The sequence below is a fragment of the Aeromonas sp. PS2Canimalfood6 genome (genome assembly GCF_048276795.1).
In the GTDB taxonomy this organism is placed as follows: Bacteria; Pseudomonadota; Gammaproteobacteria; order Enterobacterales; family Aeromonadaceae; genus Aeromonas; species Aeromonas caviae.
The window spans coordinates 41,523-66,596 of the sequence record NZ_JBLUXC010000011.1; the positions used below are offsets into that span (position 1 = coordinate 41,523).

The following is a 25,074-nucleotide window of genomic DNA, read 5'->3' on the forward strand; positions in this document are numbered from 1 at the left end:
TGCTGCTTTGTCTTTGTCGTCATGGCATCCCGGGTCGGAAGCCTGGATAACCCGGTGGGCAATGCCGGCGCATTGGCTGTCACGCCGAAGGGGCGATCAGTGGTTCAGGTAGATATCCTGGCCGCCGTAGCTCAGTGCCCCACCCAGAGGGGTTGCGGGCTCGAAGAAGCGGGTCAGGACACCGGCACGCTGGCCCAGGGTGCTCAATGTGCTCCGGTCCAGGGCGACCTGTTCGGGCAGCCAGGTCAGCACGGCGGCGCAGTGACCATTCATCAGGCTCTGCTCCAGCAGGCGCTGCCAGTTTTTGATCTTGGGGGCGTGCACGACAAGCACCCTGGCAGGATTGATCCCTCTGGCCTGCAATTGCGCGGCGGCGGGCAGACCTGGCGGGGCGACGAGCAGGATCCAGCCACTGTCAGACTGACTCAGTTGCCCCAGGGCATCCAGCAGCGGTGCTTCCTGATGGAGAGGGCCGCGCCGCTGCTCTTGTCCCATCTTGCTCTGATGGCGAGTGGGCCAGGTGGTGATCAGACCGGCAGAGGAGGAGGGGGGGCAAAGATTCAGGGGCTGGCTCATATGTCGTTCCTGTATGAATAACCATGCTGTATGCGCATACAGTAGTTCTGTTCGCAAGGAGTGACAAGTCATTTGTGGCTAAAAGTGTGAGCCGATTAACAGGAGATGACTTTAACTGCATGATTAAAAAGGATATTTATATCTTCCTTATACAGGATGTTTTTTAACCTGTAGACAAACTTCGGGTCGGCGCTCATGGTTATACAGTCCTGTATAGGGAGAGGAGGGAGCGAGATGGACGTCAGTACCTTGCAACGACTGGATGCGAACATTCTGCTCGGGATCATCAACGAGAAGCTGCGGCTGGAGTGTGATGGCCTTGAAGAGCTGCTGGCTTACTACGACATGACAGAAGATCAGCTGGCTACCCGTCTGCAACAGATCGGGTATCACTACGACCCTATGAGCAATCAGTTCAAGGCACATGGTTAATTGAAATCAAAGGGTGCTCCGATTGGGGCATCCTTTTTATTACCTGACGAGGAGGTGTGAATTGAAAACGCTTTCAATTTCTCCCGTGTTGACGGTTATTTTCACGTATTTTCAGTCACAGGCAATCATTGAAAACCTATTCATGAAACTATCTTTTTTGTTTTCTTGTATCGCTATGATTTAAAACGAAATTTATATTTCATTCAGGCTGGCTCAAGGAAAGGGTTTTCATGGTGAAACTGTCATTTTTATGCGTTAAAGTGTGACTCACGTTAACTTTTAAACCCTTGGCTTTAGCTAGTATGCCCCCGCCGGAGCATATTCTGAGATAACAACAGCGCCGGTCCCCCCGATGGGATGACATTTTTTATTTGTAACGAAGGAAAATGGTTTATGGCTACCAAGAAGAAGACAGACCAGGATCTCCAACTGGATAAAGATCAGCTCAAGGCGAGTATCGTGCGTCACCTGCGTTCTACCTTGGGTACAAGCGAACAGAAAGCCTCTCCGGATGCCTGGTGGAAAGCGACCGCTGCCGCCGTCAATGAACAGGTGTACGAGCGCCTGACCCGTACTCAGCAGACTCACTTCAAGAAAGATACTCGTGCGATTCACTATCTCTCTGCTGAATTTTTGATGGGGCGTTTGACCTCCAACAACCTGCACAACCTCTCCCTCTACAAAGTCTGTGAAGAGGCGCTGGGTGAACTCGGTCTGGAACTGACCGATCTGTGTGAACAAGAGCCTGACATGGCCCTTGGCAACGGCGGCCTGGGTCGTCTGGCTGCCTGCTTCATCGATTCCCTGGCCACTCTGAACTACCCGGCGGTGGGCTATGGCATCCACTACGAGCACGGCCTGTTCCGTCAGGAAATTCAGGATGGCCGTCAGATCGAGCGTCCGGACTCCTGGCGCGAATATGGCAACCCCTGGGAGATCTGCCGCCCGGAATCGGTGCAGGAGATCCCGCTCTACGGCTACGTGGAGACCGTCTTTGGTGACAAGGGGGGCCTGAAGAAGGTGTGGCACGCCGGTCGCAAGATCAAAGGGGTGCCCTGGGACATTCCGGTGGTCGGCTTCGGTGGTCACACCGTCAACATCCTGCGTCTGTGGGAATCCCGCGCCTCCGAGTTCTTCGACTGGGACGTGTTCAACGCCGGTGGTTATATCGACTCCCAGGCCGAGAAGGCCCAGGCCGAGACCATCTCCAAGGTGCTCTACCCGAACGATGAGACCGACGCCGGCAAGGAGCTGCGCCTGATCCAGCAGTACTTCTTCTGCGCCTGCTCCATCAAGGACATCATGCGTCGCTACAAGCGGGTGCATGGCAGTGACTTCAGCAACTTTGCCGCGCAAATCGCCATCCAGCTCAACGATACCCACCCCACCGTGGCCATCCCCGAGCTGATGCGCGTGCTGGTGGACGAAGAGGGGCTGAACTGGGATACCGCCTGGGGCATCTGCTATCAGGTCTTCTCCTACACCAACCACACCCTGCTGCCGGAAGCGCTGGAGAAGTGGTCCGTCAGCCTGTTCGAGAAGGTACTGCCCCGTCACCTCGAGATCATTTATGAAATCAACGCCCGCTTCCTGAACGAGCTGGTGGAGCCCAAGTGGCCGGGCAACGATGCCATCAAGGCCAAGCTCTCCATCATCGAAGAGGGTGACGTGCGCAAGGTGCGTATGGGCAACCTGTGCGTCATCGGCTCCTCCAAGGTGAACGGCGTGGCCGAGATCCACTCCAAGCTGGTGAAGGAAGATCTCTTCCCCGAGTATGCCGAGCTGTGGCCCGAGAAGATGTGCAACGTCACCAACGGCGTGACTCCCCGTCGCTGGCTGCTGGCCTGCAACCCGGAACTGGCCGAACTCTACAACGAGGTGGTGGGCAAGGAGTGGCCGCTGCAACTGGACAAGCTGCGCAGCGTGGTGAAGTTTGCCGATGACAAGGCGTTCCAGCAGCAGTTCATGACCATCAAGCGTCACAACAAGGAGAAGCTGGTCAAGGTCATCAAGGCGGAAACCGGCATCGACGTGAGCGCGGAGGCGATCTTCGACGTCCAGATCAAGCGTCTGCACGAGTACAAGCGCCAGCAACTGAACCTCATCCACATCATGGCGCTCTACCGTCGCCTGCTGGCGAACCCGGACTATGACATGCATCCGCGGGTGTTCATCTTCGGCTCCAAGGCGGCGCCCGGCTACAAGCTGGCCAAGGACATCATCTACGCCATCAACAAGCTGGCGGAGCGGGTCAACAACGACGCCCGTATCCAGGGCAAGCTGAAAGTGGTGTTCATGCCGAACTACCGCGTGAGCCTTGCCGAGAAGCTGATCCCGGCGGCGGATGTCTCCGAGCAGATCTCCACCGCAGGTTACGAAGCATCCGGTACCGGCAACATGAAGATGGCGCTGAACGGTGCCATCACCATCGGGACGCTGGATGGAGCCAACATCGAGATCGCCGAAGAGGCGGGTGCCGAAAACTGCGCCATCTTCGGTCTGAATGTGGACGAGGTGAAGTCCCTGAAGGCGCGCGGCTACAACCCGTATGACTTCTACTACGCCAACTCCGAACTGAAAGCCGTGCTGGACTGGTTTGATACCGACTACTTCACGCCGGGTCGCCCGGGGGAACTCTCCTCTATCAAGCGTTCCCTGCTGGAAGGGGGAGACCCTTACCTGACCCTGGCGGATTTCGAGTCCTACTCCGAGGCGCACAAGCTGATCGACGCCTGGTACCGGGATCCGGCCCTGTGGGCGAAGAAGGCCATCATCAACTCGGCCACCATGGGCAAGTTCAACTCCGACCGCTCCATCCAGGATTACGTAGACCGGATCTGGAAACTGACGAGCTGCAGCGTCGGCTGATGTCTGCTCCAGTGAAAAACCCCGCGATGCGGGGTTTTTTTTCATCTGTCGGGTTGAGAGAGGCTCAGGGCCTGTCGACCACCCGGGTGTCCGCCGGCACCCGTTTCTTGCCGGTGATCATCGCCCTGACGAGATCGCCCCGTACCAGGCGATCCAGGGCGATGACGGCCAGTACATGGACGAAGATGGTCACCTGCAGCCCCTTGGCAAAGAACTCGTGGATCTCTTCCATGCGATGGGTGCCGGAGAGCGGCCCGTATTCGGTCATGATCCCGCTGGCGGCGGTGCCGACAAGGCAGGTCAACAGCAGCAGTATCATCAAGGACCCCAAAGGATTGTGACCGGCATAGTAGGGGTGGCGCCCCTTGATCGTCTCCTTGAGATAGGTGATGACGCCGGTCGGTGTCGGCAGCCACTGGGCGAAGCGGGCATGATAGGAGCCGATGAATCCCCATACGATGCGCAGTGCCAGCAGTCCGGCCAGCGCATATCCCGCATAGCGGTGGTTGCGCGCCCCCTCTTCAAGGATGAAGAGATTCAGCACGCACAACAGCACAGTGGCCCAGTGAAATCCCCTGACCACCGGATCCCATACCATGATTTCACGGTTGTTCTGCATCGTCTTTCCCATGAGGTGATCCCCTTGTCGTGATGTCCATGATCATCGCCATCGTCAGCCATGGCTGCGTGATGGCCGTTGTCAGCATCATGGAGGTGATTTCTTAAGTGCGAGTTAATGTCGCCGTGATGTCACGGGTAGGGAGTGCGGTGGTTTCGGGGCGAGAAAAAGCCCCGGCGATGCGGGGCTTGGAGGGGCATTAGGGGGCGAACCTCAGTGGAGGATATCCCCCATGAAATAGGCCAGCATGGTCAGGATGACGGTGAACACCAGGTTCAGTACCAGGCCGGCCCGCATCATCTCCCGCTGCTGGATATGGCCGCTGGCGAAGACGATGGCGTTGGGGGGCGTGGCCACCGGCAGCATGAAGGCACAGGAGGCGCCGACGGCGATCAGCACGGAGACCACGATGGGGGAGACCCCCAGAGCCTCGGCCACCCCGGCGAACAGCGGCACCAGCAGCGCGGCGGTGGCGGTGTTGGAGACCAGCTCGGTCAGGAACACCACGAAGGCGGCCAGGCAGAGCAGGATCACGAAGATGGGCATGGAGGAGAGGCCGCTGGAGAGGTGCTCCGCCAGGAAGGCGTTGGCCCCGGTCTGCTTGAGGATGGCGCTCAAGGTGAGACCACCCCCGAACAGCAGCAGCACGCCCCAGTCGGTGTTCTGGTTGATGTCATCCCAGCTGGCGACCCGGCTGACGGCGATGGCCAGGATGGCGCCCATGGCGATCAGGGTATCGAACTGGGGAATGCCGCCCAGTGCCTTGGCAAGAGGCTGGGATCCAATCCACAGCAGCACCGTGGTCAGGAAGATGGCCAGGGTCACCTTGCGCTGGCCTGTCCACTCGATGGTGACCTGCTCGGTGCTGACCTGGTGGGAGAGATTAGGACGGGTGACCAGATAGAGCAGGCCGATGCCTACCGGCATGAAGATGATCACCACGGGGATGCCGAACTCCAGCCAGTCGGTGAAGCCCAAGCCCATCTGAGCGGCGGCGATGGCATTGGGGGGGCTGCCCACCAGTGTGCCGATGCCACCGATGCTGGCGCTATAGGCGACGCCAAGCAGCACGAAGACCAGGGTGCGGCGCTCCTTGTGAACGTCCAGCCCCTTCAGCATGCCGAGTGCCAGCGGCATCATCATGGCCGCGGTGGCGGTGTTGCTGATCCACATGGAGAGGGCGGCCGTGATGGTGAAGAGCACGATGGAAGCCCAGCCCAGGTGTCCCTTGGCGAGCTGCATCACCTTGCCGGCGATCTGGGTGTCGAGTCCCTGCTTGGAGAGGGCTGCCGCGAGGGCAAAGCCGCCAAAGAAGAGGAACAGGACGGGGTTGGCAAAGTCGGTCAGCGACTTGCTCATGTCGAACACCCCGAGCAGGGTGGCGAGCACCGGGATGGAGATGGCAGTGATGGTGATGTTCACTGCCTCGGTCAGCCAGAGGATGGCGATGAAGATCAGGATGGCCAGCCCCTTGTTGACCATGGGGTCAAACGGGAGCCATGCCAGCATGGCGCAGAGCAGGAGCAGATCCAGGATGACGATCCCGGACTTGATGTCCAGCCAGCGTGAGGGGGGAGTCGGAGGTACAGCCGATGTGTGCATAACGTTCTCTCGGTTAATTTATGGTTGTTGTTGTGATGCCGAGGTTACATATATCCCCCTGTTTGAAACAGGGGGATATGGTCAAATCATGTGGCGACTCACAGAGTCAAGTGAAAATGGATCTTCAATCAAACAGAAATGAAACATTTCATTTTCATTTGACGGGGGAGGTGAAGGAGAGCAGCCACTCCTTGAACAGGCTCTTGGGCAGGGAGCCGCTGCGCTGTGCCAGGATCTCCCCCCGCTGGAAGACCATCAGGGTAGGAATGCTGCGAATGCCATAGCGACCTGCGATGGCGGCCTCCTGCTCGGTATCGAGTTTCACGAAGCGAAGGCGGGGCTCAAGCTCCCGGGCGACCTCCTGAAAGACGGGGGCAAACTGCAGGCAGGGGCCACACCAGCTTGCCCAAAAGTCCACCACCACCGGGATGTCGGACTGGATCAGGGCATCGAAGCTGGCCTGACGCCCCGCCACCGGGGTTTGTTCGAAGAGGGCGTGACGACAGCGGCCACACTTCGCGTTTGAGTCTGCTTTTTCGACAGGCAGGCGGTTGCGGGTAAAGCATTGGCTACAATAGGTGGTGACAAGTGACATAATTGCTTCCTTATTTCATGGCCCGGCAACATCTTTATTGCAATCAGAGCGCCGACTAACGGTAACATAGCACTCAGTGGTTTTTCACAGTTGGCCTCCGGCCGTGACCTGATGTCACCGGATGGCCGACCATGACATGAGAATCGAGACGGGATGAAGAGTGTTGCACGGGGCAATCGTGTTGTCTTTGGCCTTATCATCGTATCGCTGGTGGGCTTTTCTGCCTATTGCTGGCAGTTGCTCAGCCAGCAGCAGCGTGCCTTCGATTTGAGCGTGGCGGCTGAGATGGTGCTCAATCGGGTCAATACCGATACCGTCTATCTGCTGGGGCGCGAGAAGGCCAGCGATGGCAGCGTACAGCAACGCCTGAGCCTGCTTTCCAGTCACCTGGACAGGTTCGTCAGGCTGGTGCACGAGGATCCGGAGTCGGTGGACGACCCCGGCTCCCAGGCGTTGCAGCGGGACATCGACGGTTATCTGCTGGATCTCGCCAGGCTCTACACCATGGAGATGACCATCGAGTATCTGGCTCCCCGCTTCCAGGGCCAGCTCAAGGCGTTGCAAGGCACCCTGCCGGTCGGTGAGGCGCAGTACCGCGACCTGACCGAACTCATGCGCCTGCACCACTACCTCAGACGTAGCTGGGATCAGAACGAGCAGCGACAACTGTTGCAACTCCAGCAGCACCTGCTTGACCGCTATGGCGAGCAGCCGAGGGTCGCGGCCCTCGTCCGGCTGGGCCAGGAGTTCAATCAGCAGGTGATGGAGTACCATCGCCTGCGCAATCAGGTGGTGGAGATGAAGGGGCTGAGCTCACTGCCCGCCTGGAAGCAGAGCAAGCTGGAGCGGGCCTCCTCCCTCAAGAGCCGCTTCTACCTGATGGTGCTGGGGGGGGCGCTGCTCTGCTTCTCGCTAGTGGCCGCGACCCTGTGGCGTCGCAACCAGAAGCTGAGCGAGCTCTCTCGCCATGCCGCGCTGCTGGCCCAGGCCAAGAGCGACTTCCTGGCCAACATGAGCCACGAGATCCGCACCCCCATGAATGCCATCATCGGCTTCAGCGCCCTGGCACTGCAAACCAGTCTGGATCCCCAGCAGCGGGACTATCTCAACAAGATCAAATCCTCGTCGGACACCTTGCTGCTGCTCATCAACGACATTCTGGATCTCACCAAGGTGGAGTCCGGCAAGTTGACCTTGGAGGAGATCGACTTCGATCTCAGCGAGCAGCTCGACTCCCTCGCCGCCATGTTCGCGGATCTGGCGGAGCGCAAGCACATCGAGGTCATCATCAACAAGTCTCCCGCCGTGCCCGACTTTCTGCGCGGGGATCCGCTGCGCCTCGGTCAGGTACTGGTCAACCTGGTGAACAATGCCATCAAGTTCACCGAGCGGGGCGAGGTGGAGGTGGCCATCACCCTCACCAGCCAGCATCCCATGCGGGTCTGTTTCAGCGTGCGGGATACCGGCATCGGCATCGCCCCGGAGAAGCAGGCCCAGCTGTTCCAGCCCTTTACCCAGCTGGAGGCGGGCAATACCCGCAAATATGGCGGCTCCGGGCTTGGCCTCAACATCTCCCAGCGCCTGGTGGGGCTGATGGGCGGGGAGATCACCGTGCAGAGCAAACCCGGGGTGGGCTCCACCTTCCTGTTCGAGATCCCCATCTCCCAAGCGGTGTACGGGGTCTCGGGGCGCCGGGTCTTCTTCGATCACCAGCCCCTGATCCTGATGATGGATGACAATGAGCTGGTGCTGGAACTGGCCAAGGACATCCTGGGGCGGGCGGGGGCGTCCGTCATCACGGTCAACAGCCTCTCCCGCGCCCGTCAGGTGCTGCGTGAAGAGGGGCATCACATCCGCCTCGCCATCCTCGACTGGCGCATGGGTCAGGAGGATGGCCTGGACTTGGCCCTCGAGATGTACCAGCACAGCCAGTGGCGGCGCCTGCCTGTCCTGATGACCAGCGCCTGGTCCAGGGAGGGGCTGCACGGGCGGATGGAAAGCATGGGACTGACCCACTTCCTGGCCAAGCCCATGACCGAAAACGCCTTGCTGGCCAAGGTGGACGAACTGCTCAACGGCAGCTCCCATGACAGCAAGGTCCGCCAGGCGGAGGCACAGGGGGATCAGCAGCAGTTCCGGGAGCTGCTGCGTGGTACCCGGGTGCTGCTGGCCGAGGACAACCGGGTCAACCAGCAGCTCATTCTGGAGTACCTGCGCCGGGTGGAGGCCAAGGTCACCGTGGTGGACAACGGCCGCGAGGCGGTGGAGCAGGTGGCGGAGCAGCCGTTCGACGTCATCCTGATGGATCTGCAGATGCCGGTGCTGGACGGGCTGGATGCCACCCGCCAGATCCGCAAGATGGTGGACAAGCATGATGTGCCCATCATCGCCCTCACCGCCAGCGCCATGCCGGGGGACAGGGAGCGCTGCCTTGGCGTCGGCATGAACGGCTATGTCACCAAGCCGGTGAGCAAGCTCGATCTCTACAACAACCTGCTGCAATGGGTGAAGAGCAGCGGCGGGGAGCCCAAGGTGCCCATCGAGGTCAAGCCGCCGGCCCTCATGGGCGTGCTGGATCTGGAGGATGCCCTGCGCCGGCTGGAGCATGACAGGGAGGCGCTGCAGATCCTCTTCAAGCTGTTCCTCTCCGAGCACAAGGACGATCTGTGGGACATCCGCACCGCCCTGCGTCGCCAGCAGCCCGAAGTGGCGTGCCGCTTGCTGCATACCCTGAAGGGGGTCTCGGCCAACATCTCCGCTTCCCGCCTGCAACTGCTGGCCGGGGAACTGGAGTGGCGGCTGCGGCTGCAGGAGGAGCTGAGCGAGGGGGAGCTCAACCAGTTGCAGCAGGTCTTTACCCAGACCCGGGAGGAGGTCTCCCACTTCCTGCTCACCGGGGAGCAGCAGGAGTCGGTCGCTTTCCCGTTTTCGCCCCCCGACAAGCGGCTCTGAGGGAGGGCAAGATAGCAATCGTTCTCAAGTCACCCGCTTCAGGCTATGATGACCCACTCGTTCGCCCCCGCCAGGGGGCGATTGTATTGAGCTTCTCTTCATGATCACGCGGCAGCGCGCCGCGACCAAGGACTTCTCTGTGAGCGTATTTTTGCGGCTTGGCTGGTTTTTCAAGGATCAGTGGCGGCGTTATCTGGTGGCCATCTCCCTGCTGATGCTGGTGGCCCTGTTTACCGTGATCCCCCCCAAGGTGGTGGGCTGGGTGGTGGATGGCATCGCCAAGGGTGACCTGGACAGCGGCACCCTGACCGGCTATCTGGCGGGGCTTTTTGGCCTGGGACTGCTTATCTACCTGCTGCGCTACGTGTGGCGGGTCATGCTGTTCGGTGCCTCCTACCGGCTCGCCTACGTGCTGCGCAACCGGCTGTTCAGCCACTTCACCCGCATGAGCCCGGATTTCTACCAGCGCCACCGCACCGGTGATCTGATGGCCCACGCCACCAACGACATCCAGGCGGTGGAAATGACCGCAGGAGAAGGGGTACTGACCCTGGTGGACTCCTTCATCGTCGGCATCCTGGTGCTCTCCATCATGTGCAGCCAGTACTCCTGGCAGCTGACCCTGCTCTCCCTGCTGCCCCTGCCGGTGATGGCCTTCTTCATGAACCGCTTCGGGACCCAGATCTACAAGGAGTTCAAGGCGGCTCAGGGGGCCTTCTCCCGCCTCAACAACAAGACCCAGGAGGCCCTCTCCGGGGTGCGGGTGCTCAAATCCTACGCGGTCGAATCCCTAGAGGACGAGGGCTTTGCCGAGCTGACCCGTCAGGCGGGGGAGCGCAACATGGCGGTGGCCCGCATCGACGCCAAGTTCGACCCCGTGATTTACCTGTGCATCGGCTGCTCCTATTTTCTGGCTGTCGCAGGGGGCAGCGCCCTGGTGCTGCAAGACAAGCTGACTCTGGGGGAGCTCACCAGCTTCACCATGTACCTCGGCCAGCTCATCTGGCCCATGTTCGCCATCGCCTGGCTGTTCAACATCATCGAGCGGGGCAGCGCCGCCTACTCGCGCATCGAAAGCCTGCTGGGGGAGCACAGCGACATCGAGGAGCCGGCCCATCCCATGGCGCTGGCCTCGGCCTTTCCCCTGCGGGTGCTGGGGCTGGGCTACCGGCTGGAGCAGCGCACCCTGTTGCAGGGGGTGGATGTCACCCTGCAGGCTGGCGCCATGCTGGGGATAGTGGGACGCACCGGGGCAGGCAAGAGCTCCCTGCTCAAGCTGCTGATGCGCCTGGCCAACCCCACGGCCGGGGAGATCCGCATGGGGGAGGTGCCCATCTCGCAACTGTCGCTGGGTGAGCTGCGCAGCCAGTTTGCCTATGTGCCCCAGGAGCCGTTTCTGTTCTCCACCACCATCGCGGCCAACATCGCCCTGGGCCGCCCCGAGGCGAGCCGGGAGGAGATTGAGCGGGTGGCGCGCATCGCCTGCGTTCACGACGACATCAGTCGCTTCCCCAAAGGGTATGAAACCGAGGTGGGAGAGAAGGGGGTGACCCTCTCCGGCGGTCAGAAGCAGCGTCTGGCCATCGCCCGCGCCCTGCTGCTGGATGCCCCTATCCTGGTGCTGGATGACGCCCTCTCGGCGGTGGATGCCCACACCGAGCAGCAGATCCTGCTGGCCCTCAAGGTCCACAAGCGCACCCTGGTGCTGGTGAGCCACCGCATGACGGCGGTGGAGCAGGCGGACGAGATCCTGGTGCTGGAACAGGGCGCGATCAGCGAGCGGGGCCGTCACGAGACCCTGATGGCCAGGAACGGCTGGTACGCGGACATGGTCCGCTACCAGCGCCTGGAGCAGGACGTGGAGGAGAGCCTGTGAACAGGATGACAAGGCCCCTGGTTTCCTTCACCCCCCGCCCGGCTCCCGCGAGCGGAGAGGGGAGCAAAGAGAGTCAATTCCCGTGGAACGTTGCGCTGGAGGCAAGTCTGTGAATCCAACCATCAAACGGCTGCTCGCCTACTGCGCCAGCTACCCCCGCTGGCTGGTGCAGGCGGGCATCTGCCTGCTGCTCGCCACCGGCGCCGAGGTGGCGGGTCCCTTGCTCATCAAGCTCTTCATCGATGACTACCTGGCGCCGCGCCGGCTGGAGTGGGGCATCATCGCCGCCCTTGCCGCCGGTTATCTGGGGTTGCAGGTGTTGTCGGCGGCCGGCTTCTACCTGCAATCCCTGCGCTTCAACCGCATCGCCCAGGCGGTGGTGCAGCGTCTGCGCGAGCAGGTGTTCGCCACCGCCATCCGCCTGCCTGCCCGCTATTTCGACAAGCACCGCTCGGGCTCCCTCATCTCCCGCATCACCAACGACACCGAGGCGATCATGAACCTCTATGTCCAGGTGATAGGGCTCCTGGTGCAAAAAGTGGTGCTCCTGTGCGGCATCCTGCTCTCCATGGCGCTGCTGGACTTTCACCTGATGCTGGTGTGCGCCACCCTGCTGCCGGCGGTGGGGGCCGTGATGTGGCTCTACCAGAAACTGAGCGTGCCCGTGGTGCGGGCGACCCGATCCTTGCTCTCCGACATCAACAGCCGTCTCAACGAGTCGTTGCAGGGGATGCCGGTGATCCAGGCCATGGTGCAGGAGCGCCACTTCGCCATTGCTTTTGCGGGGGTGAACCAGCAGCACTGGCAGGCGCGGATCAAGAGCCTCAAGATCAACGGCATCCTGCTGCGCCCCCTCATCGATCTCTTCTACATGATGGTGCTCATCGGTCTGCTGGCCCTGTTTGCCCACGAGGGGCTGAGCACGGCGGGGGCCATTCAGGTGGGGGTGCTTTACGCCTTCATCAGCTATCTGGGGCGGATGATCGAGCCCCTCATCGAGATGACCAACCAGCTCAACCAGTTGCAGCAGGCCATGGTGGCGGGGGAGCGGGTATTCGCCCTGCTCGATGAAACCCGCGAGAGCACCGACGGGGAGGTGCGCCCCCTGGAGGGACGGGTACGCTTCGACGGGGTGGGCTTCTCCTACGACGGGGAGCAGCAGGTGCTGCAAGATGTGAGCTTTGCCACCCGGCCGGGCCAGATGCTGGCGCTGGTGGGCCACACCGGCAGCGGCAAGTCCACCATCATCAGCCTGCTGATGGGTTTCTACCCCCTGGATCGGGGGAGCATCCACTTCGATGATCACCCCATGAACGGCCTGGCTCTCTCGGCGGTGCGCCGCAGCATCGGCCTGGTGCAGCAGGATCCTTTCATCTTCGTCGGCACCCTGGCCGAGAACCTGCGCCTTGGGCGTGACGGCATCGAGGATGGGCGGCTCTGGCAGGCCCTGGAGGAGGTGCAGCTGGCCGATTTCGTGCGCCGCCTGCCCGATGGCCTGGCCACCCTGATGGAGGAGGGGGGCAAGAACCTCTCCGCTGGCCAGCGCCAGCTGCTCTCCTTTGCTCGCGCCCTGGTGGGGGATCCGCGCATCCTCATCCTGGACGAGGCGACCGCGAGCGTGGACTCCCAGACCGAGCTCGCCCTCTCCCAGGCGCTCTCGGCGGCACGCCGTGGCCGCACCACCATCGCCATCGCCCACCGTCTCTCCACCATTGTGGATGCCGATGAAATCCTGCTGCTCTCCCGCGGGTGGGTGAGCGAGCGCGGCACCCACGGCGAGCTGATGGCGCTGGGGGGGCATTATGCCCAGCTGTTCGAGATGCAGAGCCAGGGGGCCTGGCTTGAAGAGAAACGGGCCTGAGGCCCACCTAAAAAAACAGCCGGCATCTGCCGGCTGTTTTTTTGACTGGCGGGGTTACACCGTGGCCTTGCTGCGGCTGACCTGCTTGGGCTCCAGGGGCGGGAAGTCATCGTTGAAGAAGGTATCCGCTTCTTCAATTTGTGCCTTGCGCTGCTTCTGGATGAAGTTGTCGAAGTCGCGCTTGATCTCGGGGTCCTTGAGGGCCTCGTAGTCGAACACGTTGGCGGCATAGAGGTAGTTGAAGTAGATGTCGACGAACTCGGCGCTGGCACAGGCGGAGGTGAACTTGCTGTTCTGGCGGTCGAAGTTGACGCGGTACTGCTTGATCTTCGGCACATAGACCAGCTCGTTGCCCACCTTGAACACTTCCACCGTGACCCCCACCGTGATGGTCTTGTAGAAGTCCTTGTTGTTCTCCACCCCGAAGCGGATGGCATCCCCCTGCTTTTGCAGGAACTTGTTGAAGCTGGCCAGCGCCGTGGTGCCCTGGCTCACCACCACGTCCATGATGAAGTTGATGAAGTCGGTGGCGATGCTGAGCCCCTTGATGTGGCGGCTGTAGCTCTGCTGATCGATCTTGCTCGGCCCCATCAGAGGGATCTTGGAGAGGGCCCTGGCCCAGAGATCCGCGTCCGTCTTGTACTGCTCGCCATAGGCTTCGGCGTAACGGTTGATGTAGGCGGTGACCACGGAGGTGATGGCGATGAGGTAGGCCTTCTGTTCCGCCAGCTTGGCCATGACGGCGGGATCGTCCAGCAGCTCGTTTGCCACGATGAACTCCACCAGGCCGTCCTTGTCGGCATAGGGATCATTGCCCACCGCCCGGACGGTGTCGGGCAGATTGACGTCGTTGAAGAAGGCCTCGGCCTCGGCGAACTGATCATGGTTGCTCAGGCGGTTGGCCGGTGCCTCGCGCACCAGCTGGCAGAGCACCAGCTCGGCCTCGTAGTCCGACTCGCGCCACAGGGGGGCCTGCAACTGGTTGCCGAAGGTCTTCTTGTAGGCGAGGTTGAAGTCAAACAGCACCGAACTGCAGCCGCAATCCATGGCGAAGTCGACGGTGTAGCTCAGCGGCCCGGTGGGCAGGGGCTTGCTCATCTTCCCCTTGGCGCTGAGGTTGGCATAGCACTTGAGGTACTCCCGGCCAAACAGCTCGTAGGCACGGTTGTTGTTGAAGTTGAGCTGGAAAGTACCGGCGCTCTCGCCCCCGTTGAACAACTGTTGCACGTGACTCATCTCTCTATCCTTATGGTGAGATTGGTAGACGGGTTGACCCGGTGCCGAGTGGCTACTTCCTGGCCAGCAACAGCCTAGGCTGTGTTCTTAAAGTGATGAAGATATAATCTCACATCTTCTCAACAGCTTAAGATCCATTCCGTGTCCCACCGTTATCAGCTGACTGATGCACAATGGGGGCTTATCGAGCCCCAGTTTTCTTCTCGAAGCCTGATCGGGCGCCCTACCCATGAACCGCGCCAAGTGCTCGATGGCATTCTCTGGATACTCCACACCGGAGCTCCTTGGCGAGACCTTCCAGAACGTTTCGGACCATGGAATTCGGTCTACAACACCTTCCGGCGTTGGCAGGATGCAGGCCGGATTGATGCCATTCTGGAAGCGCTGCAACTCAAGCTCAATGAAGAAGGGCTCATCGATTTCGACCTGTGGTGCCTGGACGGCTCCAATGTCAGGGCATCCAAAGATGCTGCCGGAGCGCGTAAAAAAACACTCCGGTGAATCAAGCACTTGGTCGCTCTCGTGGTGGTTTTGGCAGCAAAATTCACTTGGTCACTGATGGTAATGGTTTACCGCTGGGGTTCTGCCTTTCGCCGGGGCAATCAGCGGAAATCAGATATGCGACAAGTGCGTTGGCCATGGCAAGGATCCCGACTTCATCAGGCCGTTATCGCACGTGACCAACGCATCTTGCCGCAGATAAGGCCTATAGCAGCAGGGCTTTGCGGGCCGAACTCCGGCGCAGAGGGATAAAAGCAGTCATCCCGCAGCGCAGCGACCAGCAGCGGCACCATAAGGGACGACCTCTAGTATTAGACAAAGCTCGTTATCGCAGGCGAAATGTGGTCGAGCGGTGCTTCGGATGGCTGAAGAAGTTTCGCCGATTCTCAACGAGATATGAAAAGCTGGCGGGAAGTTTTGCTGCTTTTATCAAGCTGGCTTTCTGCCTTCGTTACTTACGAGAGCTATTGGTGGACAGAAAACCAGCATTTTGAGAACACAGCCTAGCGAGGGAGAGGGGGTTTGGTTACTGCGAATAATCCCAGTGGCGGGGGCGGGATCCTGGGCTAGCCCCCAGACGGGGAGTATTTCTCGTTGTGTTTCATTCGGATATGGCCGTCATGGTCCCGTCATCCGGGGCGGGACCTTGAAAAAAATCGGAAAAAGGGAAAAGAGAGGGGCGACCCGGGGTCAGGAAAGGCCGGTTTTATCATTTGCCAGGCAAATAGAACCTGGCCATTGCATGAATTTTGCAAATACCCTTTGGGGGGCCGCTCACAGGGATGGCACGGGAGGCTTGTCTATCGGGAAGCAGACTGGCAACATTTGTATCACATTTACTCATCGGATCAGTTTGCAATGGACCTGCAACGCCTCAAAGCCAACCTCGCCCTGCGTCTGTTCGCCTGGCGCTACATTCCCGTCATTGGTTTTTGTGCCCCCGTCATCGAGCAGATGGACGCCAGGGCGCTGCGCATCCGCATTCCGCTGGGCTGGCGCACCCGCAACCACCTGGGCAGCATGTATTTCGGGGCGCTCGCCACCGGTGCCGACCTGGTGGGGGGGCTCCTGGTCATGGAGAAGGGGCGGGCGCGGCGCAAGAAGGTGCATTTTGCCTTCAAGGATGTGCAGGGGGAGTTTTTGAAGCGCCCGGAGGGGGACGTGCAGTTTGATTGCGCGGCGGGGGAGCTTATCGACGCCATGATCGACGAGTCCCTGGCGAGCGGTCAGCGCATCAACCGCCCCATCCAGGTGGTGGCCACCTGCCCGTCTCGCAACGGCGACGAGGCCATGGCCCGCTTCGTGCTGACCCTCTCCATCAAGGCCAGCTGAAGGCCAGAGGGCGCGCTGGCGCCCTTGTTCAAGCCGGGATCAGAGGATCTCGGGACTGCTCCCTTCCTTCACCACGGCCTTCATGCCGTTGAAGTTGACCACCTGCTCGGCCACTGTGCTGGGTAGTGCTGGCGTGGCAGGGCGTCAGGATCAGGGGATCTCGGGACTGCTCCCTTCCTTCACCACGGCCTTCATGCCGCTGAAGTTGACCACCTACTCGGCGACTGTGCTGGGTAGCGCTTACGTGGCAGGGCGTCAGGATCAGAGGATCTCGGGGCTGACGCCTTCCTTCACCACGACCTTCATGCCGTTGAAGTTGACCACCTGCTCGGCGACTATCTTGCAGCGTTTGCGGGTCTCGACCTGACCGTCCACTTCCACCAGGCCCTCGGCGACCAGCGCCTTGGCGGCACCGCCGCAATCGGCCCAACCCTGATGCTTGATCAGGTCACACAAGGCAACGAAGGGGTGACCTTCGAGCAGAAACGTCTCCATGGGAAATCCTCTAGCTGGATGAATGGCTGAAACAGCGGGGGCTCATTCTAGGCAGTTAGGCGGGGCAGGGAAAGGGCCCGGGCCGAATTGCCCCGAAAAAGGGGCGAGCACAGGCAAAAAAACCAGCCCGACCGGGCTGGTTGTGTCTCTGGGGGCCACTGGCGCTCAAGGGAGTTTCACCACCGCTTCCCCCGTCACGGCGAGGGCGCCGCCCTGGGTGAAGATGCGGGTGGCCAGGGTGGCGATGGGCTTGTCGTCCCGCAGGGCGATGATCTCCACCTCCGCCGTCACCTCGTCCCCCACGAACACCGGCAGTTTGAAGCCGAGGCTCTGGCCCAGGTAGATGCTCCCCTTGCCTGGCAACTGCTGACCGAGCAGCCCGGAGAAGAGGCTCGCCAGCAACATGCCGTGGACGATGGGGCGCTCGAACACCGTCGTGGCGGCGAAGTCCGGGTCCAGGTGCAGGGGATTGAAATCCTCCGAGAGGCCGGCGAAGGCCGCCACCTCGGCCGGGCCGAAGCGCTTGGTCAGGCTGGCTTTCATGCCCACGGCAAGGGGTTGTGTACTCATGCGGGTTCCTCTTCTTGCTTCCTGACGCCAGCAAACACCGGATTGAGCCGTACCTTGACGTAGCTGCCGGGGGCCGCCTCCAGCCCCTCGGCAGGCTGCCGGGCGGGGACGGGCTCTGCCTCGTCACGGTCTTTGATAAAGCGCATCATCTCGGGCCACCAGGAGCCGCTCTGGTGGGTCGCCCCCGCCAGCCACTGCGCCGGGCTGTCCGCCTCGGCCTCGCTCTGCCAGAAGCCGTATTTGTTGGCATCCGGCGGATTGATGATGCCGGCGATGTGCCCGGATTCGGCCAGAATGAAGCGCCGCTCGCCCCCGAACAGCGCCATGCCCTGCCAGGTCCCCTGCCAGAGGGCGATGTGATCGTCCACGGCGGACACCAGCAGCACCGGGGTCTTCACCTTGGCGAGATCGATGCGGGTGTGGCGGATCTTGAGCTCCCCCTTCACCAGCTGGTTTTCCAGGTAGAGTCGGCGCAGCAGGCTGTTGTGGGTCTTGCCCGCCACGTTGGTGCTGTCGCTGTTCCAGTGCAGCAGATCGAACGCCACCGGGCTCTGGCCCTTGAGGTAGCTGTCGATGTAGTAGTTCCAGTAGAGGCTGTTCTCCCGCAGCAGACTGAAGGAGACCGCCAGCTGGCGCCCGTCCATGATGCCCCTGGCCTCGTTCTGGGCTTCCAGCGCCGCGATGATGGGCTCGTGGATGAAGATGCCAAGCTCCCCGGGCTGGGAGAAGTCCAGCAGGGTGGTGAACAGGGTGGCGCTACGCATCCGCTGCTTCTGGCGCCGCGCCGCCAGCCAGCCCATGGCGAGTGACAATGCAGTGCCACCGATGCAGTAGCCGATGCCGTGCACCTCCCGCTCACCGGTGGCCGCCTCCACGGCGTCCAGGGCGGCGATGACCCCGTCCACCACGTAGTCGTCGAGATCGACCTGCCCCTGTGCCACCCCCGGGTTGCGCCAGGAGATCATGAAGACCGTCTGCCCCTGGGCGACCAGCCAGGCCACCAGGGAGTTCTGGGGGCGCATGTCCATGATGTAGTACTTGTTGATGAAGGGGGGCACGACCAGCACCGGGGTCTTGCCCACCGTCGCCGTGGTCGGGCTGTACTGGATGAGCTCAAAGAGCTCGGTGCGCAGCACTACCCGGCCCGGGGTGGTCGCCAGATCCCGGCCGAGCTCGAAGGCGGACTCGTCGGTCAGGCGGATGTTGAGGTGATCGGCGCTGCGCTCCAGATCTTCGGCCAGGAGCGCGAGGCCGCGGACCAGATTCTGGCCGTCGGACTCCAGGGTGAGCTTGAGCAGCTCCGGGTTGGTGGCCAGGAAGTTGCTGGGAGCCATGGCGTTGACGTACTGGCGGGTGAAAAAGCGCAGTCGCTCCCGGCTCTTCTCGGGCACGCCCTCCAGGGCATCCACCGCCGCCAGCAGGTGTCTTGCGGTCAGCAGATAGGATTGCTTGAGGTAGTCATAGAGGGGTTGCTCGCTCCAGGCGTCGGCCTTGAAGCGGCGATCGCTGCGATCCGGGGTGATCACCGGCTCGCTCGGCTGGCCTGCACTCTTGAGCAGGGTGTGCTGCATCAGCTTGAGCTGATCCTGCCACCAGTTCATCTGGGACTGGATCAGCTGCCAGGGCTGCTGGCTGCCCTGCTCCAGCACCTTGCCCAGATCGTCCAGACGGGTCTGCAGCAGGGCCTGGGCCGTGCGCTCGGTCTGGGCTCTGGCCATGGCCGGCAGCTTGTCGTTGTAGTGGGCCAGGGCCTCGAACAGCGGGCCGTAAGATGATTGGCTCATGTGTTCTCCTTCACCCACGTCCGGGGCGGGCACTTGCCCGTTCTGTCGAGTCGTGGGGAGATGTGGCTGCCCGCAAGACGGGCAGCCAGGGGTTATCAGGCCTTGCCCGTGCTCTTCTTGATGCCATCTGCGGTCAGAGCATCCAGCTCTTCCTTGAACTGCTGGCCGAGGGCGCTGAGCTTCTGGATGTCATCCAGCATCTGGCGGGAGAGCTGGCTGGCGCTCTCCAGCTGCACGGTGCCGAGGGCCGCCAGGCTCTGGGCATCCTGCACCTTGCCGACGGCCTGCAACTGGTTGAGCCCCAGTTCGGCGTAGGCATTGGCGGACGCCAGTTGCAACCGGGTCAGCTGTTCGATGTTGCTGGCCAGCAGCTGGTTGTAGCGGGTGAGGGGAGCGGCAAAGCCTTGCATCTGCTCGGTAAAGCTCTTGATCACGTCCATATTCATCATGGGTCTCCGGTTCGGCAGAACACTGTTTTTGCGGGTCAATCGACCCTTCTTGCGGGTACAGCACGTCATCCCTGTGTTACGTGTTGTTTGCTCTGTTCAAACACACGTTTGAGAATTCTGCAACCAATCCACCTTTGGTATAAATGTTAGTTTCTGTTTGAATTTTCCAATCCGCCGAGAGAGCCATCCCCGGGTTCAGACGAGAGGTGACGCAGGGCAGGGGGCGGGGTCTCGTTCCCCGGGGCCTGCGCTGGTACCCTTGAGCCACACCCTCTTCACAAGGAATCCCCGATGAAACCGTTCGCCCTGCTGCTCGGCTGTGGTGCCCTGACCCTCGCCGGTGTCGCCCAGGCCAGCACGCCGGTCCAGATCTCCCTGCCCGGTGTCAACCTGCCCTCGTCCAATCAGGTGGAAGGGGCACGGGCTTCCTTCCTCTACGGCCGCACCGGCCAGGTGAGGGGGATCGATCTGCCGGTGTTCGCCCTCTCCGACGTGGATCAGTTCACCGGCCTGCAGCTTGGTGTGTTCTTTGGCGCGAGCCGGGTGCGCCATCAGTTTGGCGGGGTCGCCATCAACGCCGTCAACTGGCACGAAGGGCAGGATACCGGCCTCAATCTGGGCTTCGTCAACCTGACCAACAATGTGAAGGGGCTCAACTGGGGGGCGGTCAACATCGCCCAGGGCAATGCCCTGGCCAACGTCGGCTTCGTCAACTATGCCGAACGCACCACGTTCCAGCTGGGATTCGTCAATGCCACCAAGCACCTGGACGGCTTGCAGATTGGCCTGGCCAACTACGCCGAGAACGGCATCTTCCCCATTCTGCCCCTGATCAACTTCAAGAAATCCTTCTAGGGACCAACTTGCCCTTGCTTTAGGAGGGGCAGCCATTACCCTGTGCTCCATCAAGGCTGCACAGAGGTAACAGGGGCATGACAACGGAACACATGGACGCCATCGGCATCGGCTGGGACGTGAGGGGCTGGCAGGGCAATGCCCAGGCGGTGGCGGTGGTGGGTTGGCAGGCCCGGGAGTCGCGTCTGCACTGGCTCGGGATCTCCCCCCTGTTTCGCCTGAGCTCCCGGGTCGCGCCGGATCTGGATGCCCTGCTGCGCCCGGCCCTGCAAGACGAGGTGGCGCTGATGCAGGTGCTGGCCTGCCCGCGCCTTGCTCTCGGCATCGATGCGCCCCTGGCCTTTCCCCGCGCCCTCGCCGATCTGCTGGCGGGGCGGGGGAGCGGCTTTCCCGTGCCCCAGCGGGAGATTGACAACCCTTACGCCTACCGGGATTGCGAGCGCTGGCTCCATCAGCACTATGGCAAGAAGCCCCTCTCCGCCACCTTCGACAGGCTCGGCAACAACGCCACCCTGGCCCTCTCCATGCTGCCGCGTCTCGGGGATCTGCAACTGGTGCCAAAACAGGCGAGGGCTGCCGGGCGCGCGGTGCTGGAGGTCTATCCCGCCCTGGCCAAAATGGGGGGCAAAGCCTCTGCGGTGCGGCCCGAGCTGCAACCCCACCTGCCGGCGTCCCTCATCCCTGGCACGGATCCCTATGATGCCGCGCTCTGCGCCCTGATGGCCCTGCAATATGCGGCCGAAGGGGCCGTCACCTCGCTGCCTGCCCTGGTGGACCTGCCGGACGAGATGGCACCGGACGAAGGCTGGGTCTACCACTTCGCCCGGGATTGAGACGCCCAAGGGCACCGCGCTCCCCCTGACGACTGCTGGCGACTCGCTGCAGCCACGGCACTGGTGACGTGACTTGCTGTCGCCACTGCGTATGGCTTGCCGTTGCCACGGTGTCAGGCAAGGGTAGGCCGCCTTTGTCCTGTGATCTTCCGACGCCTCCTTGACCCTTGCCCTTGTTGCCTTATTTTGCGACTGCCGACTGCCGACTGCCGACTGCCGACTGCCGACTGCCGACTGCCGACTGCCGACTGCCGACTGGCGCCTTTCCATCGGACCTCATCCTTGATCCCGACTGTTTATGGTTGGTTAAAAAATCACCTTGTATGCCATCAGACAAGAGGCGTCCAGGTACATTTATCACCCCGCAGCAGCGGGGGAGATGGCTCCAGGGTTGTGCAGGAACAGGGTAGCGGCGGTCAAATATGCGGCAGGTTAGGCCTGCAGAAGCATAAATAGGGAGTCATGGCGTTAATTGCTGGAAGAGCCGTCTCTTCATCCGATATATTGCCTCTTTTCCTCAGGCTTCTTGTGCGGTGGTGTCGATGAAACGCATTCTCTCTATCCAGTCCCACGTGGTGTTTGGCTGTGCCGGCAACAGCGCCGCCGTGTTCCCCATGCGCCGTCTCGGCATGGAGGTGTGGCCCATCAATACGGTACAGTTCTCCAACCACACCCAGTACGAGGCGGGTTGGCAGGGAATGGCGATGCCGGCGGGCCACATTGCCGCCTTGTGCCAGGGGCTTTGCAATATCGAGGTGCTGGCGCGCTGCGATGCGGTGCTGAGCGGCTATCTGGGCTCGGCGGAGCAGGGGGACGAGATCCTGGCGGTGGTGGCGGCGGTGAAGCGAGCCAATCCGGCGGCCCTCTATTTCTGCGATCCCGTGATGGGGCATCCGGAGAAGGGGTGCATCGTCGCCCCGGGCGTCACCCGCTTTCTCACCGAGCAGGCCCTGCCGGTGGCGGACATCATGGCCCCCAATCTGCTGGAGCTGGAGACCCTGTGTGATGTCCATCTGACAACCCTGGCCCAGACCCGGGTCGCCGCACACCAGTTGCTGGAGAGGGGGGTGAAGATGGTGCTGGTCAAGCACCTGGGTCGCGCCGCCAGCGTCCCCGGCCGCTTCGAGATGCTGCTTGCCACCCCCGAGGGAGACTATCTGATCGCCCGTCCCCTTTACGATTTCGCGCGCCAACCGGTGGGCGTGGGGGATCTCATCAGCGCCCTGATGCTGGCCAACCTGCAGGCGGGATATGATGGGGTGAGCGCCTTCGAGCGCACCAACGCCGCGGTGGATGCGGTGCTGCGACAGACCTGGGAGGCGAATGCCTACGAGCTGCAGCTCATCGCGGCCCAGGGCGCCTTTGCCGAGCCGCAGATTGCCCACAGGGCCGAGCGACTGGCCTGACGCCATTGATCAGCCCGTGACGGGACTGTCTGATCAAGGTTCAGCTTGCGGCGCTGATCGGTGTTGCATCCTGAAAATGTTCGACCCTGGGGAAGGGGTCGTAGAAGTGGTGCAGCAGGGCCTTCCACTCTTGGTACTGGGGGGAGCCCCTGAACCCCCGGGTGTGATCTTCCAGCCGTTCCCACTGCACCAGCAGCAGGTAGTGATGGGGATCGTCCAGGGCACGCTGCAACTGGTGGCCCAGGTAGCCGGGCATGGCGCTGATGATGTGCTGGGCCTGGGCGAAGGCCTGCTCGAAGTCAGTGGCCTTGCCGGGAATGATCTGCAGATGGGCGACTTCCAATATCATGATGGCTCCTTGCCGATGAGTCTGATTGAACCAAAAACCTATGTGCGCCGAGCCTTGGAGGGGGCAAGACCGGCACGCTGTCCGATCTTGCCAAGCCGTCTGCCTCAGAGCTGCTTGTAGAAGAACTGGGTGGCGGCCAGGGTGCCGTCCCCATTGCGGGCGAAGTCCGGGATCTGGCCGGCCTCCTGATAGCCGAGCTGGCGATAGAGGCTGGAGGCCACGTCGCCGACCCGGGTATCCAGCACCAGCAAGGTACGCCTGGCGTCCCGGGCCCCTTGCTCCATGGCGTTCATCAGGGCTCGGCCCACCCCCTTGCCACGGGCTTGGCTGTGGACCATCAGCTTTTCCACTTCGGCCCTGTGGCCCCCGTTGGCCTTGGTGCACAGGGAGAGCTGCAGGGCGCCCACCAGATGGTGCTGATCAAACGCCACCCAGAGCTTGCGCACTCCATCCGCCAGCTCCCCTTCGATGCCTTGCCAGTACGCCAGCCCCTGCTCTTCCTGCAGGGGAGGCAGAAAGCCCACCGAGGCACCGCTGGCCACGCAATCTTGCAGCAGGGCGATCAGCGCCGGTTTGATGCCTCTGGTACTCTCGACCTCAAGGATCTCCATTGAATGTCCTCATCTTCTCTCTTGGCCCACGTGGGGGATTAATGTCTCGGGCGCGGACTCTCCTGCCGGTGCCATCGTCATCCGGTCAGGTGCGCCGTCTCTTAATGGATCAGTCCCTGCGCTGCCAGCCACTGGAACAGCAGGCGGGAGACGGGGGAGACCTCGGCCAGGTGGCGGCTGTCCAGCCAGCGCAGCTCGGCGATCTCCGCCGAGGCGACGGGCGTGCCGTCGGCGTCCCCCGTGTAGCAACGCAGATTGACATTCACCCCTTGCGGCTTGCCGTCCGCCTGGGCGCTGAACTCGCAGGCGAACGTCAGGGTGTCGGGTTTCAGGGTGACCGCGAGCTCTTCCTCGATTTCACGAACGAGGGCCGCCTCGTCGCTCTCGCCCGGCTCGCGCTTGCCCCCCGGAATGTAGTAGATGTCCTTGCCGTGGGAGCGGGCGCACAGCAGTTGTCCCTTCTTGAAGGTCAGCCAGGCGAGTTTGTCGATCATGGGCAGATTCCTCTTGTTGCCGCTTGTCAAAGGGGGACTCGCTGCTCGCACAGGGTGCGATAGGAGCGGGTTTCCCGCATCTCGGGCGCCAGTCCCAGCCGGCTAGCCAGCGCCAGCAACTGCGCGCGGTAGGCGGGCAGGGCGGTCTCGTCGTCAGTCATGATGGCGAGCTCGGCAAAATCACCGACGCCTGCCAGGTGATCCACCGTGACGTGGAAGGCCCCCAGAAAATAGATGCTGCGCCGCTTGTCGATGGTCAGCACCGGCTGGTAGCCCAGGGTGCGCACCATGCTGGCCGCCTTGTCCGCATCGGTGATGTTGACCGCCTCGCAGCGATCGGGTCCGGGTCCTTTGACTATCCAGAGCCGGATGCCGCTGGGGGCCATGGTGCGGATGCTCAGGCTCTTCTCTGCCCGGGCCAGGGCGCCATCTGCCGTGTCGAAGTAGCAGTCCTGCTCATGATTGTCCGCCACCATCACCTCGGGGCCGAGGGCCGTGAGGGTATGTACAAAGGCGGCGCTGTCCGTCAGGCGGTATTTGAACTCCACCTCGAAGCGCCCCTGAAAGTGGGTGGTCATGGCCTTGCGACGGCTCCCGAACGGCAAATGAATAGGTCAGCCTAGCAAAAGTGCCGGGCTCTCCCAAGCATCGGGATCACAGCTTCGTATTGACTGCCGACTTTATGACCAGATGGTGAGGGAAAATCCGCCCTGGTGCACAGCTTGTGGCCCGGTGGCTGGGCGCCGTACGGGGGCTGTGCTCTAATAAGCTCCCTCTT

At 61.9% G+C, this 25,074-nt stretch carries 22 protein-coding genes and 2 pseudogenes; 10 read left to right on the plus strand and 14 right to left on the minus strand.

All coding sequences use genetic code 11. The annotated features are described in order from the left end of the window. Window positions 1–96: 96 nt before the first annotated feature. A complete protein-coding gene (locus ACNPAA_RS06940; RefSeq protein WP_103243055.1) occupies window positions 97–576 on the minus strand; it encodes a cell division inhibitor in 480 nt (159 codons plus the stop codon). 234 nt (window positions 577–810) lie between these two features. Between ACNPAA_RS06940 and ACNPAA_RS06945 the strand changes: the two genes are divergently transcribed. Together ACNPAA_RS06945 and ACNPAA_RS06950 are read left to right on the plus strand one after the other, a co-directional pair. Further along, entirely contained in the window at window positions 811–1,008 is a 198-nt protein-coding gene (locus ACNPAA_RS06945) for a DUF4250 domain-containing protein (RefSeq protein ID WP_005323525.1), read from the plus strand. A 393-nt stretch (window positions 1,009–1,401) separates the two neighbouring features. Then, window positions 1,402–3,876: a glycogen/starch/alpha-glucan phosphorylase gene (locus tag ACNPAA_RS06950; RefSeq protein ID WP_039040874.1), complete on the plus strand. Its 2,475-nt coding sequence runs from the start codon at window positions 1,402–1,404 to the stop codon at window positions 3,874–3,876. A gap of 64 nt (window positions 3,877–3,940) precedes the next feature. Here ACNPAA_RS06950 and ACNPAA_RS06955 read toward each other — a convergent pair whose 3' ends face one another. From ACNPAA_RS06955 to trxC, 3 genes are all read right to left on the minus strand, one after another. Next, window positions 3,941–4,507 (minus strand): cytochrome b/b6 domain-containing protein, encoded by a 567-nt coding sequence (locus tag ACNPAA_RS06955; RefSeq protein WP_081844077.1) that lies wholly within the window; start codon window positions 4,505–4,507, stop codon window positions 3,941–3,943. A 201-nt stretch (window positions 4,508–4,708) separates the two neighbouring features. Next, complete coding sequence (locus tag ACNPAA_RS06960) at window positions 4,709–6,097, minus strand: SLC13 family permease (RefSeq protein WP_043155181.1); 1,389 nt, start codon at window positions 6,095–6,097, stop codon at window positions 4,709–4,711. 154 nt (window positions 6,098–6,251) lie between these two features. Then, window positions 6,252–6,692: a thioredoxin TrxC gene (gene trxC, locus ACNPAA_RS06965; RefSeq protein WP_010674892.1), complete on the minus strand. Its 441-nt coding sequence runs from the start codon at window positions 6,690–6,692 to the stop codon at window positions 6,252–6,254. A 153-nt stretch (window positions 6,693–6,845) separates the two neighbouring features. Between trxC and ACNPAA_RS06970 the strand changes: the two genes are divergently transcribed. The 3 genes from ACNPAA_RS06970 (at window position 6,846) to ACNPAA_RS06980 (ending at window position 13,381) form a co-directional block, all read left to right on the plus strand. Then, window positions 6,846–9,644 (plus strand): hybrid sensor histidine kinase/response regulator, encoded by a 2,799-nt coding sequence (locus ACNPAA_RS06970; RefSeq protein WP_045524566.1) that lies wholly within the window; start codon window positions 6,846–6,848, stop codon window positions 9,642–9,644. A gap of 139 nt (window positions 9,645–9,783) precedes the next feature. Continuing rightward, window positions 9,784–11,520 carry an ABC transporter transmembrane domain-containing protein gene (locus ACNPAA_RS06975; protein WP_029314593.1) on the plus strand — a complete coding sequence of 579 codons (1,737 nt, stop codon included), beginning with the start codon at window positions 9,784–9,786 and terminating at the stop codon, window positions 11,518–11,520. Between the two features lie 109 nt (window positions 11,521–11,629). Then, window positions 11,630–13,381, plus strand: coding sequence for an ABC transporter transmembrane domain-containing protein (locus tag ACNPAA_RS06980; protein WP_049636011.1), 1,752 nt, complete (start codon window positions 11,630–11,632; stop codon window positions 13,379–13,381). A 54-nt stretch (window positions 13,382–13,435) separates the two neighbouring features. Here ACNPAA_RS06980 and ACNPAA_RS06985 read toward each other — a convergent pair whose 3' ends face one another. Beyond that, window positions 13,436–14,617, minus strand: a complete 1,182-nt coding sequence (locus ACNPAA_RS06985) for a hypothetical protein (RefSeq protein ID WP_043155175.1) — start codon at window positions 14,615–14,617, stop codon at window positions 13,436–13,438. 141 nt (window positions 14,618–14,758) lie between these two features. Here ACNPAA_RS06985 and ACNPAA_RS06990 point away from each other — a divergent pair. Together ACNPAA_RS06990 and ACNPAA_RS06995 are read left to right on the plus strand one after the other, a co-directional pair. Further along, a pseudogene (locus ACNPAA_RS06990) lies at window positions 14,759–15,612 on the plus strand (IS5 family transposase). A gap of 364 nt (window positions 15,613–15,976) precedes the next feature. After that, window positions 15,977–16,450 (plus strand): DUF4442 domain-containing protein, encoded by a 474-nt coding sequence (locus ACNPAA_RS06995; protein ID WP_010674883.1) that lies wholly within the window; start codon window positions 15,977–15,979, stop codon window positions 16,448–16,450. Window positions 16,451–16,489: 39 nt separating this feature from the next. Here the strand turns inward: ACNPAA_RS06995 and ACNPAA_RS07000 are convergent. The 5 genes and pseudogenes from ACNPAA_RS07000 to ACNPAA_RS07020 all read right to left on the minus strand — a co-directional run. After that, window positions 16,490–16,564, minus strand: a pseudogene (locus ACNPAA_RS07000) (ribosome-associated protein); the annotation flags it as partial. A 147-nt stretch (window positions 16,565–16,711) separates the two neighbouring features. Beyond that, window positions 16,712–16,945, minus strand: coding sequence for a ribosome-associated protein YbcJ (ybcJ, locus tag ACNPAA_RS07005; RefSeq protein ID WP_010674882.1), 234 nt, complete (start codon window positions 16,943–16,945; stop codon window positions 16,712–16,714). A 165-nt stretch (window positions 16,946–17,110) separates the two neighbouring features. After that, window positions 17,111–17,515 carry a MaoC family dehydratase gene (locus ACNPAA_RS07010; RefSeq protein WP_201871506.1) on the minus strand — a complete coding sequence of 135 codons (405 nt, stop codon included), beginning with the start codon at window positions 17,513–17,515 and terminating at the stop codon, window positions 17,111–17,113. Then, window positions 17,512–19,299, minus strand: coding sequence for a class I poly(R)-hydroxyalkanoic acid synthase (locus tag ACNPAA_RS07015; protein WP_201871504.1), 1,788 nt, complete (start codon window positions 19,297–19,299; stop codon window positions 17,512–17,514). Before ACNPAA_RS07015 ends, ACNPAA_RS07010 begins: the two co-directional genes overlap by 4 nt. A gap of 95 nt (window positions 19,300–19,394) precedes the next feature. After that, on the minus strand, window positions 19,395–19,745 hold the full coding sequence (locus ACNPAA_RS07020; protein ID WP_039040883.1) for a phasin family protein: 351 nt from the start codon (window positions 19,743–19,745) through the stop codon (window positions 19,395–19,397). A 294-nt stretch (window positions 19,746–20,039) separates the two neighbouring features. Here ACNPAA_RS07020 and ACNPAA_RS07025 point away from each other — a divergent pair, with 294 nt between their 5' ends. The 3 genes from ACNPAA_RS07025 to pdxY all read left to right on the plus strand — a co-directional run bounded on the left by ACNPAA_RS07025 (window position 20,040) and on the right by pdxY (window position 22,842). Next, window positions 20,040–20,603: a VC2662 family protein gene (locus tag ACNPAA_RS07025; protein WP_103243059.1), complete on the plus strand. Its 564-nt coding sequence runs from the start codon at window positions 20,040–20,042 to the stop codon at window positions 20,601–20,603. A gap of 77 nt (window positions 20,604–20,680) precedes the next feature. Further along, window positions 20,681–21,436, plus strand: coding sequence for a DUF429 domain-containing protein (locus ACNPAA_RS07030; RefSeq protein WP_103243060.1), 756 nt, complete (start codon window positions 20,681–20,683; stop codon window positions 21,434–21,436). A gap of 542 nt (window positions 21,437–21,978) precedes the next feature. After that, window positions 21,979–22,842 carry a pyridoxal kinase PdxY gene (gene pdxY, locus ACNPAA_RS07035; RefSeq protein WP_103243061.1) on the plus strand — a complete coding sequence of 288 codons (864 nt, stop codon included), beginning with the start codon at window positions 21,979–21,981 and terminating at the stop codon, window positions 22,840–22,842. A gap of 40 nt (window positions 22,843–22,882) precedes the next feature. Here pdxY and ACNPAA_RS07040 read toward each other — a convergent pair whose 3' ends face one another. The 4 genes from ACNPAA_RS07040 to ACNPAA_RS07055 all read right to left on the minus strand — a co-directional run bounded on the left by ACNPAA_RS07040 (window position 22,883) and on the right by ACNPAA_RS07055 (window position 24,874). Beyond that, on the minus strand, window positions 22,883–23,191 hold the full coding sequence (locus ACNPAA_RS07040) for an antibiotic biosynthesis monooxygenase family protein (RefSeq protein WP_103243062.1): 309 nt from the start codon (window positions 23,189–23,191) through the stop codon (window positions 22,883–22,885). A gap of 104 nt (window positions 23,192–23,295) precedes the next feature. Beyond that, entirely contained in the window at window positions 23,296–23,802 is a 507-nt protein-coding gene (locus ACNPAA_RS07045; RefSeq protein ID WP_010674875.1) for a GNAT family N-acetyltransferase, read from the minus strand. A gap of 101 nt (window positions 23,803–23,903) precedes the next feature. Beyond that, window positions 23,904–24,296, minus strand: a complete 393-nt coding sequence (locus tag ACNPAA_RS07050) for an NUDIX hydrolase (RefSeq protein ID WP_103243063.1) — start codon at window positions 24,294–24,296, stop codon at window positions 23,904–23,906. Window positions 24,297–24,322: 26 nt separating this feature from the next. Then, window positions 24,323–24,874, minus strand: coding sequence for a class IV adenylate cyclase (locus tag ACNPAA_RS07055; protein WP_103243064.1), 552 nt, complete (start codon window positions 24,872–24,874; stop codon window positions 24,323–24,325). Window positions 24,875–25,074: the final 200 nt, after the last annotated feature.

What these genes read in the sequence shown, in the direction of transcription:
- ACNPAA_RS07025 (WP_103243059.1), top strand. Translation starts at nt 20,040, where the DNA reads ATGAAACCGTTCGCCCTGCTGCTCGGCTGTGGTGCCCTGACCCTCGCC.
- trxC (WP_010674892.1), bottom strand. Translation starts at nt 6,692, where the DNA reads ATGTCACTTGTCACCACCTATTGTAGCCAATGCTTTACCCGCAACCGC.
- ACNPAA_RS06960 (WP_043155181.1), bottom strand. Translation starts at nt 6,097, where the DNA reads ATGCACACATCGGCTGTACCTCCGACTCCCCCCTCACGCTGGCTGGAC.
- ACNPAA_RS07030 (WP_103243060.1), top strand. Translation starts at nt 20,681, where the DNA reads ATGACAACGGAACACATGGACGCCATCGGCATCGGCTGGGACGTGAGG.
- ACNPAA_RS06950 (WP_039040874.1), top strand. Translation starts at nt 1,402, where the DNA reads ATGGCTACCAAGAAGAAGACAGACCAGGATCTCCAACTGGATAAAGAT.
- ACNPAA_RS06985 (WP_043155175.1), bottom strand. Translation starts at nt 14,617, where the DNA reads ATGAGTCACGTGCAACAGTTGTTCAACGGGGGCGAGAGCGCCGGTACT.
- ACNPAA_RS06945 (WP_005323525.1), top strand. Translation starts at nt 811, where the DNA reads ATGGACGTCAGTACCTTGCAACGACTGGATGCGAACATTCTGCTCGGG.
- ACNPAA_RS07010 (WP_201871506.1), bottom strand. Translation starts at nt 17,515, where the DNA reads ATGAGTACACAACCCCTTGCCGTGGGCATGAAAGCCAGCCTGACCAAG.
- ACNPAA_RS07040 (WP_103243062.1), bottom strand. Translation starts at nt 23,191, where the DNA reads ATGATATTGGAAGTCGCCCATCTGCAGATCATTCCCGGCAAGGCCACT.
- ybcJ (WP_010674882.1), bottom strand. Translation starts at nt 16,945, where the DNA reads ATGGAGACGTTTCTGCTCGAAGGTCACCCCTTCGTTGCCTTGTGTGAC.
- ACNPAA_RS07050 (WP_103243063.1), bottom strand. Translation starts at nt 24,296, where the DNA reads ATGATCGACAAACTCGCCTGGCTGACCTTCAAGAAGGGACAACTGCTG.
- ACNPAA_RS06970 (WP_045524566.1), top strand. Translation starts at nt 6,846, where the DNA reads ATGAAGAGTGTTGCACGGGGCAATCGTGTTGTCTTTGGCCTTATCATC.
- ACNPAA_RS07055 (WP_103243064.1), bottom strand. Translation starts at nt 24,874, where the DNA reads ATGACCACCCACTTTCAGGGGCGCTTCGAGGTGGAGTTCAAATACCGC.
- ACNPAA_RS07020 (WP_039040883.1), bottom strand. Translation starts at nt 19,745, where the DNA reads ATGAATATGGACGTGATCAAGAGCTTTACCGAGCAGATGCAAGGCTTT.
- ACNPAA_RS07015 (WP_201871504.1), bottom strand. Translation starts at nt 19,299, where the DNA reads ATGAGCCAATCATCTTACGGCCCGCTGTTCGAGGCCCTGGCCCACTAC.
- ACNPAA_RS06940 (WP_103243055.1), bottom strand. Translation starts at nt 576, where the DNA reads ATGAGCCAGCCCCTGAATCTTTGCCCCCCCTCCTCCTCTGCCGGTCTG.
- ACNPAA_RS06955 (WP_081844077.1), bottom strand. Translation starts at nt 4,507, where the DNA reads ATGGGAAAGACGATGCAGAACAACCGTGAAATCATGGTATGGGATCCG.
- pdxY (WP_103243061.1), top strand. Translation starts at nt 21,979, where the DNA reads ATGAAACGCATTCTCTCTATCCAGTCCCACGTGGTGTTTGGCTGTGCC.
- ACNPAA_RS06995 (WP_010674883.1), top strand. Translation starts at nt 15,977, where the DNA reads ATGGACCTGCAACGCCTCAAAGCCAACCTCGCCCTGCGTCTGTTCGCC.
- ACNPAA_RS07045 (WP_010674875.1), bottom strand. Translation starts at nt 23,802, where the DNA reads ATGGAGATCCTTGAGGTCGAGAGTACCAGAGGCATCAAACCGGCGCTG.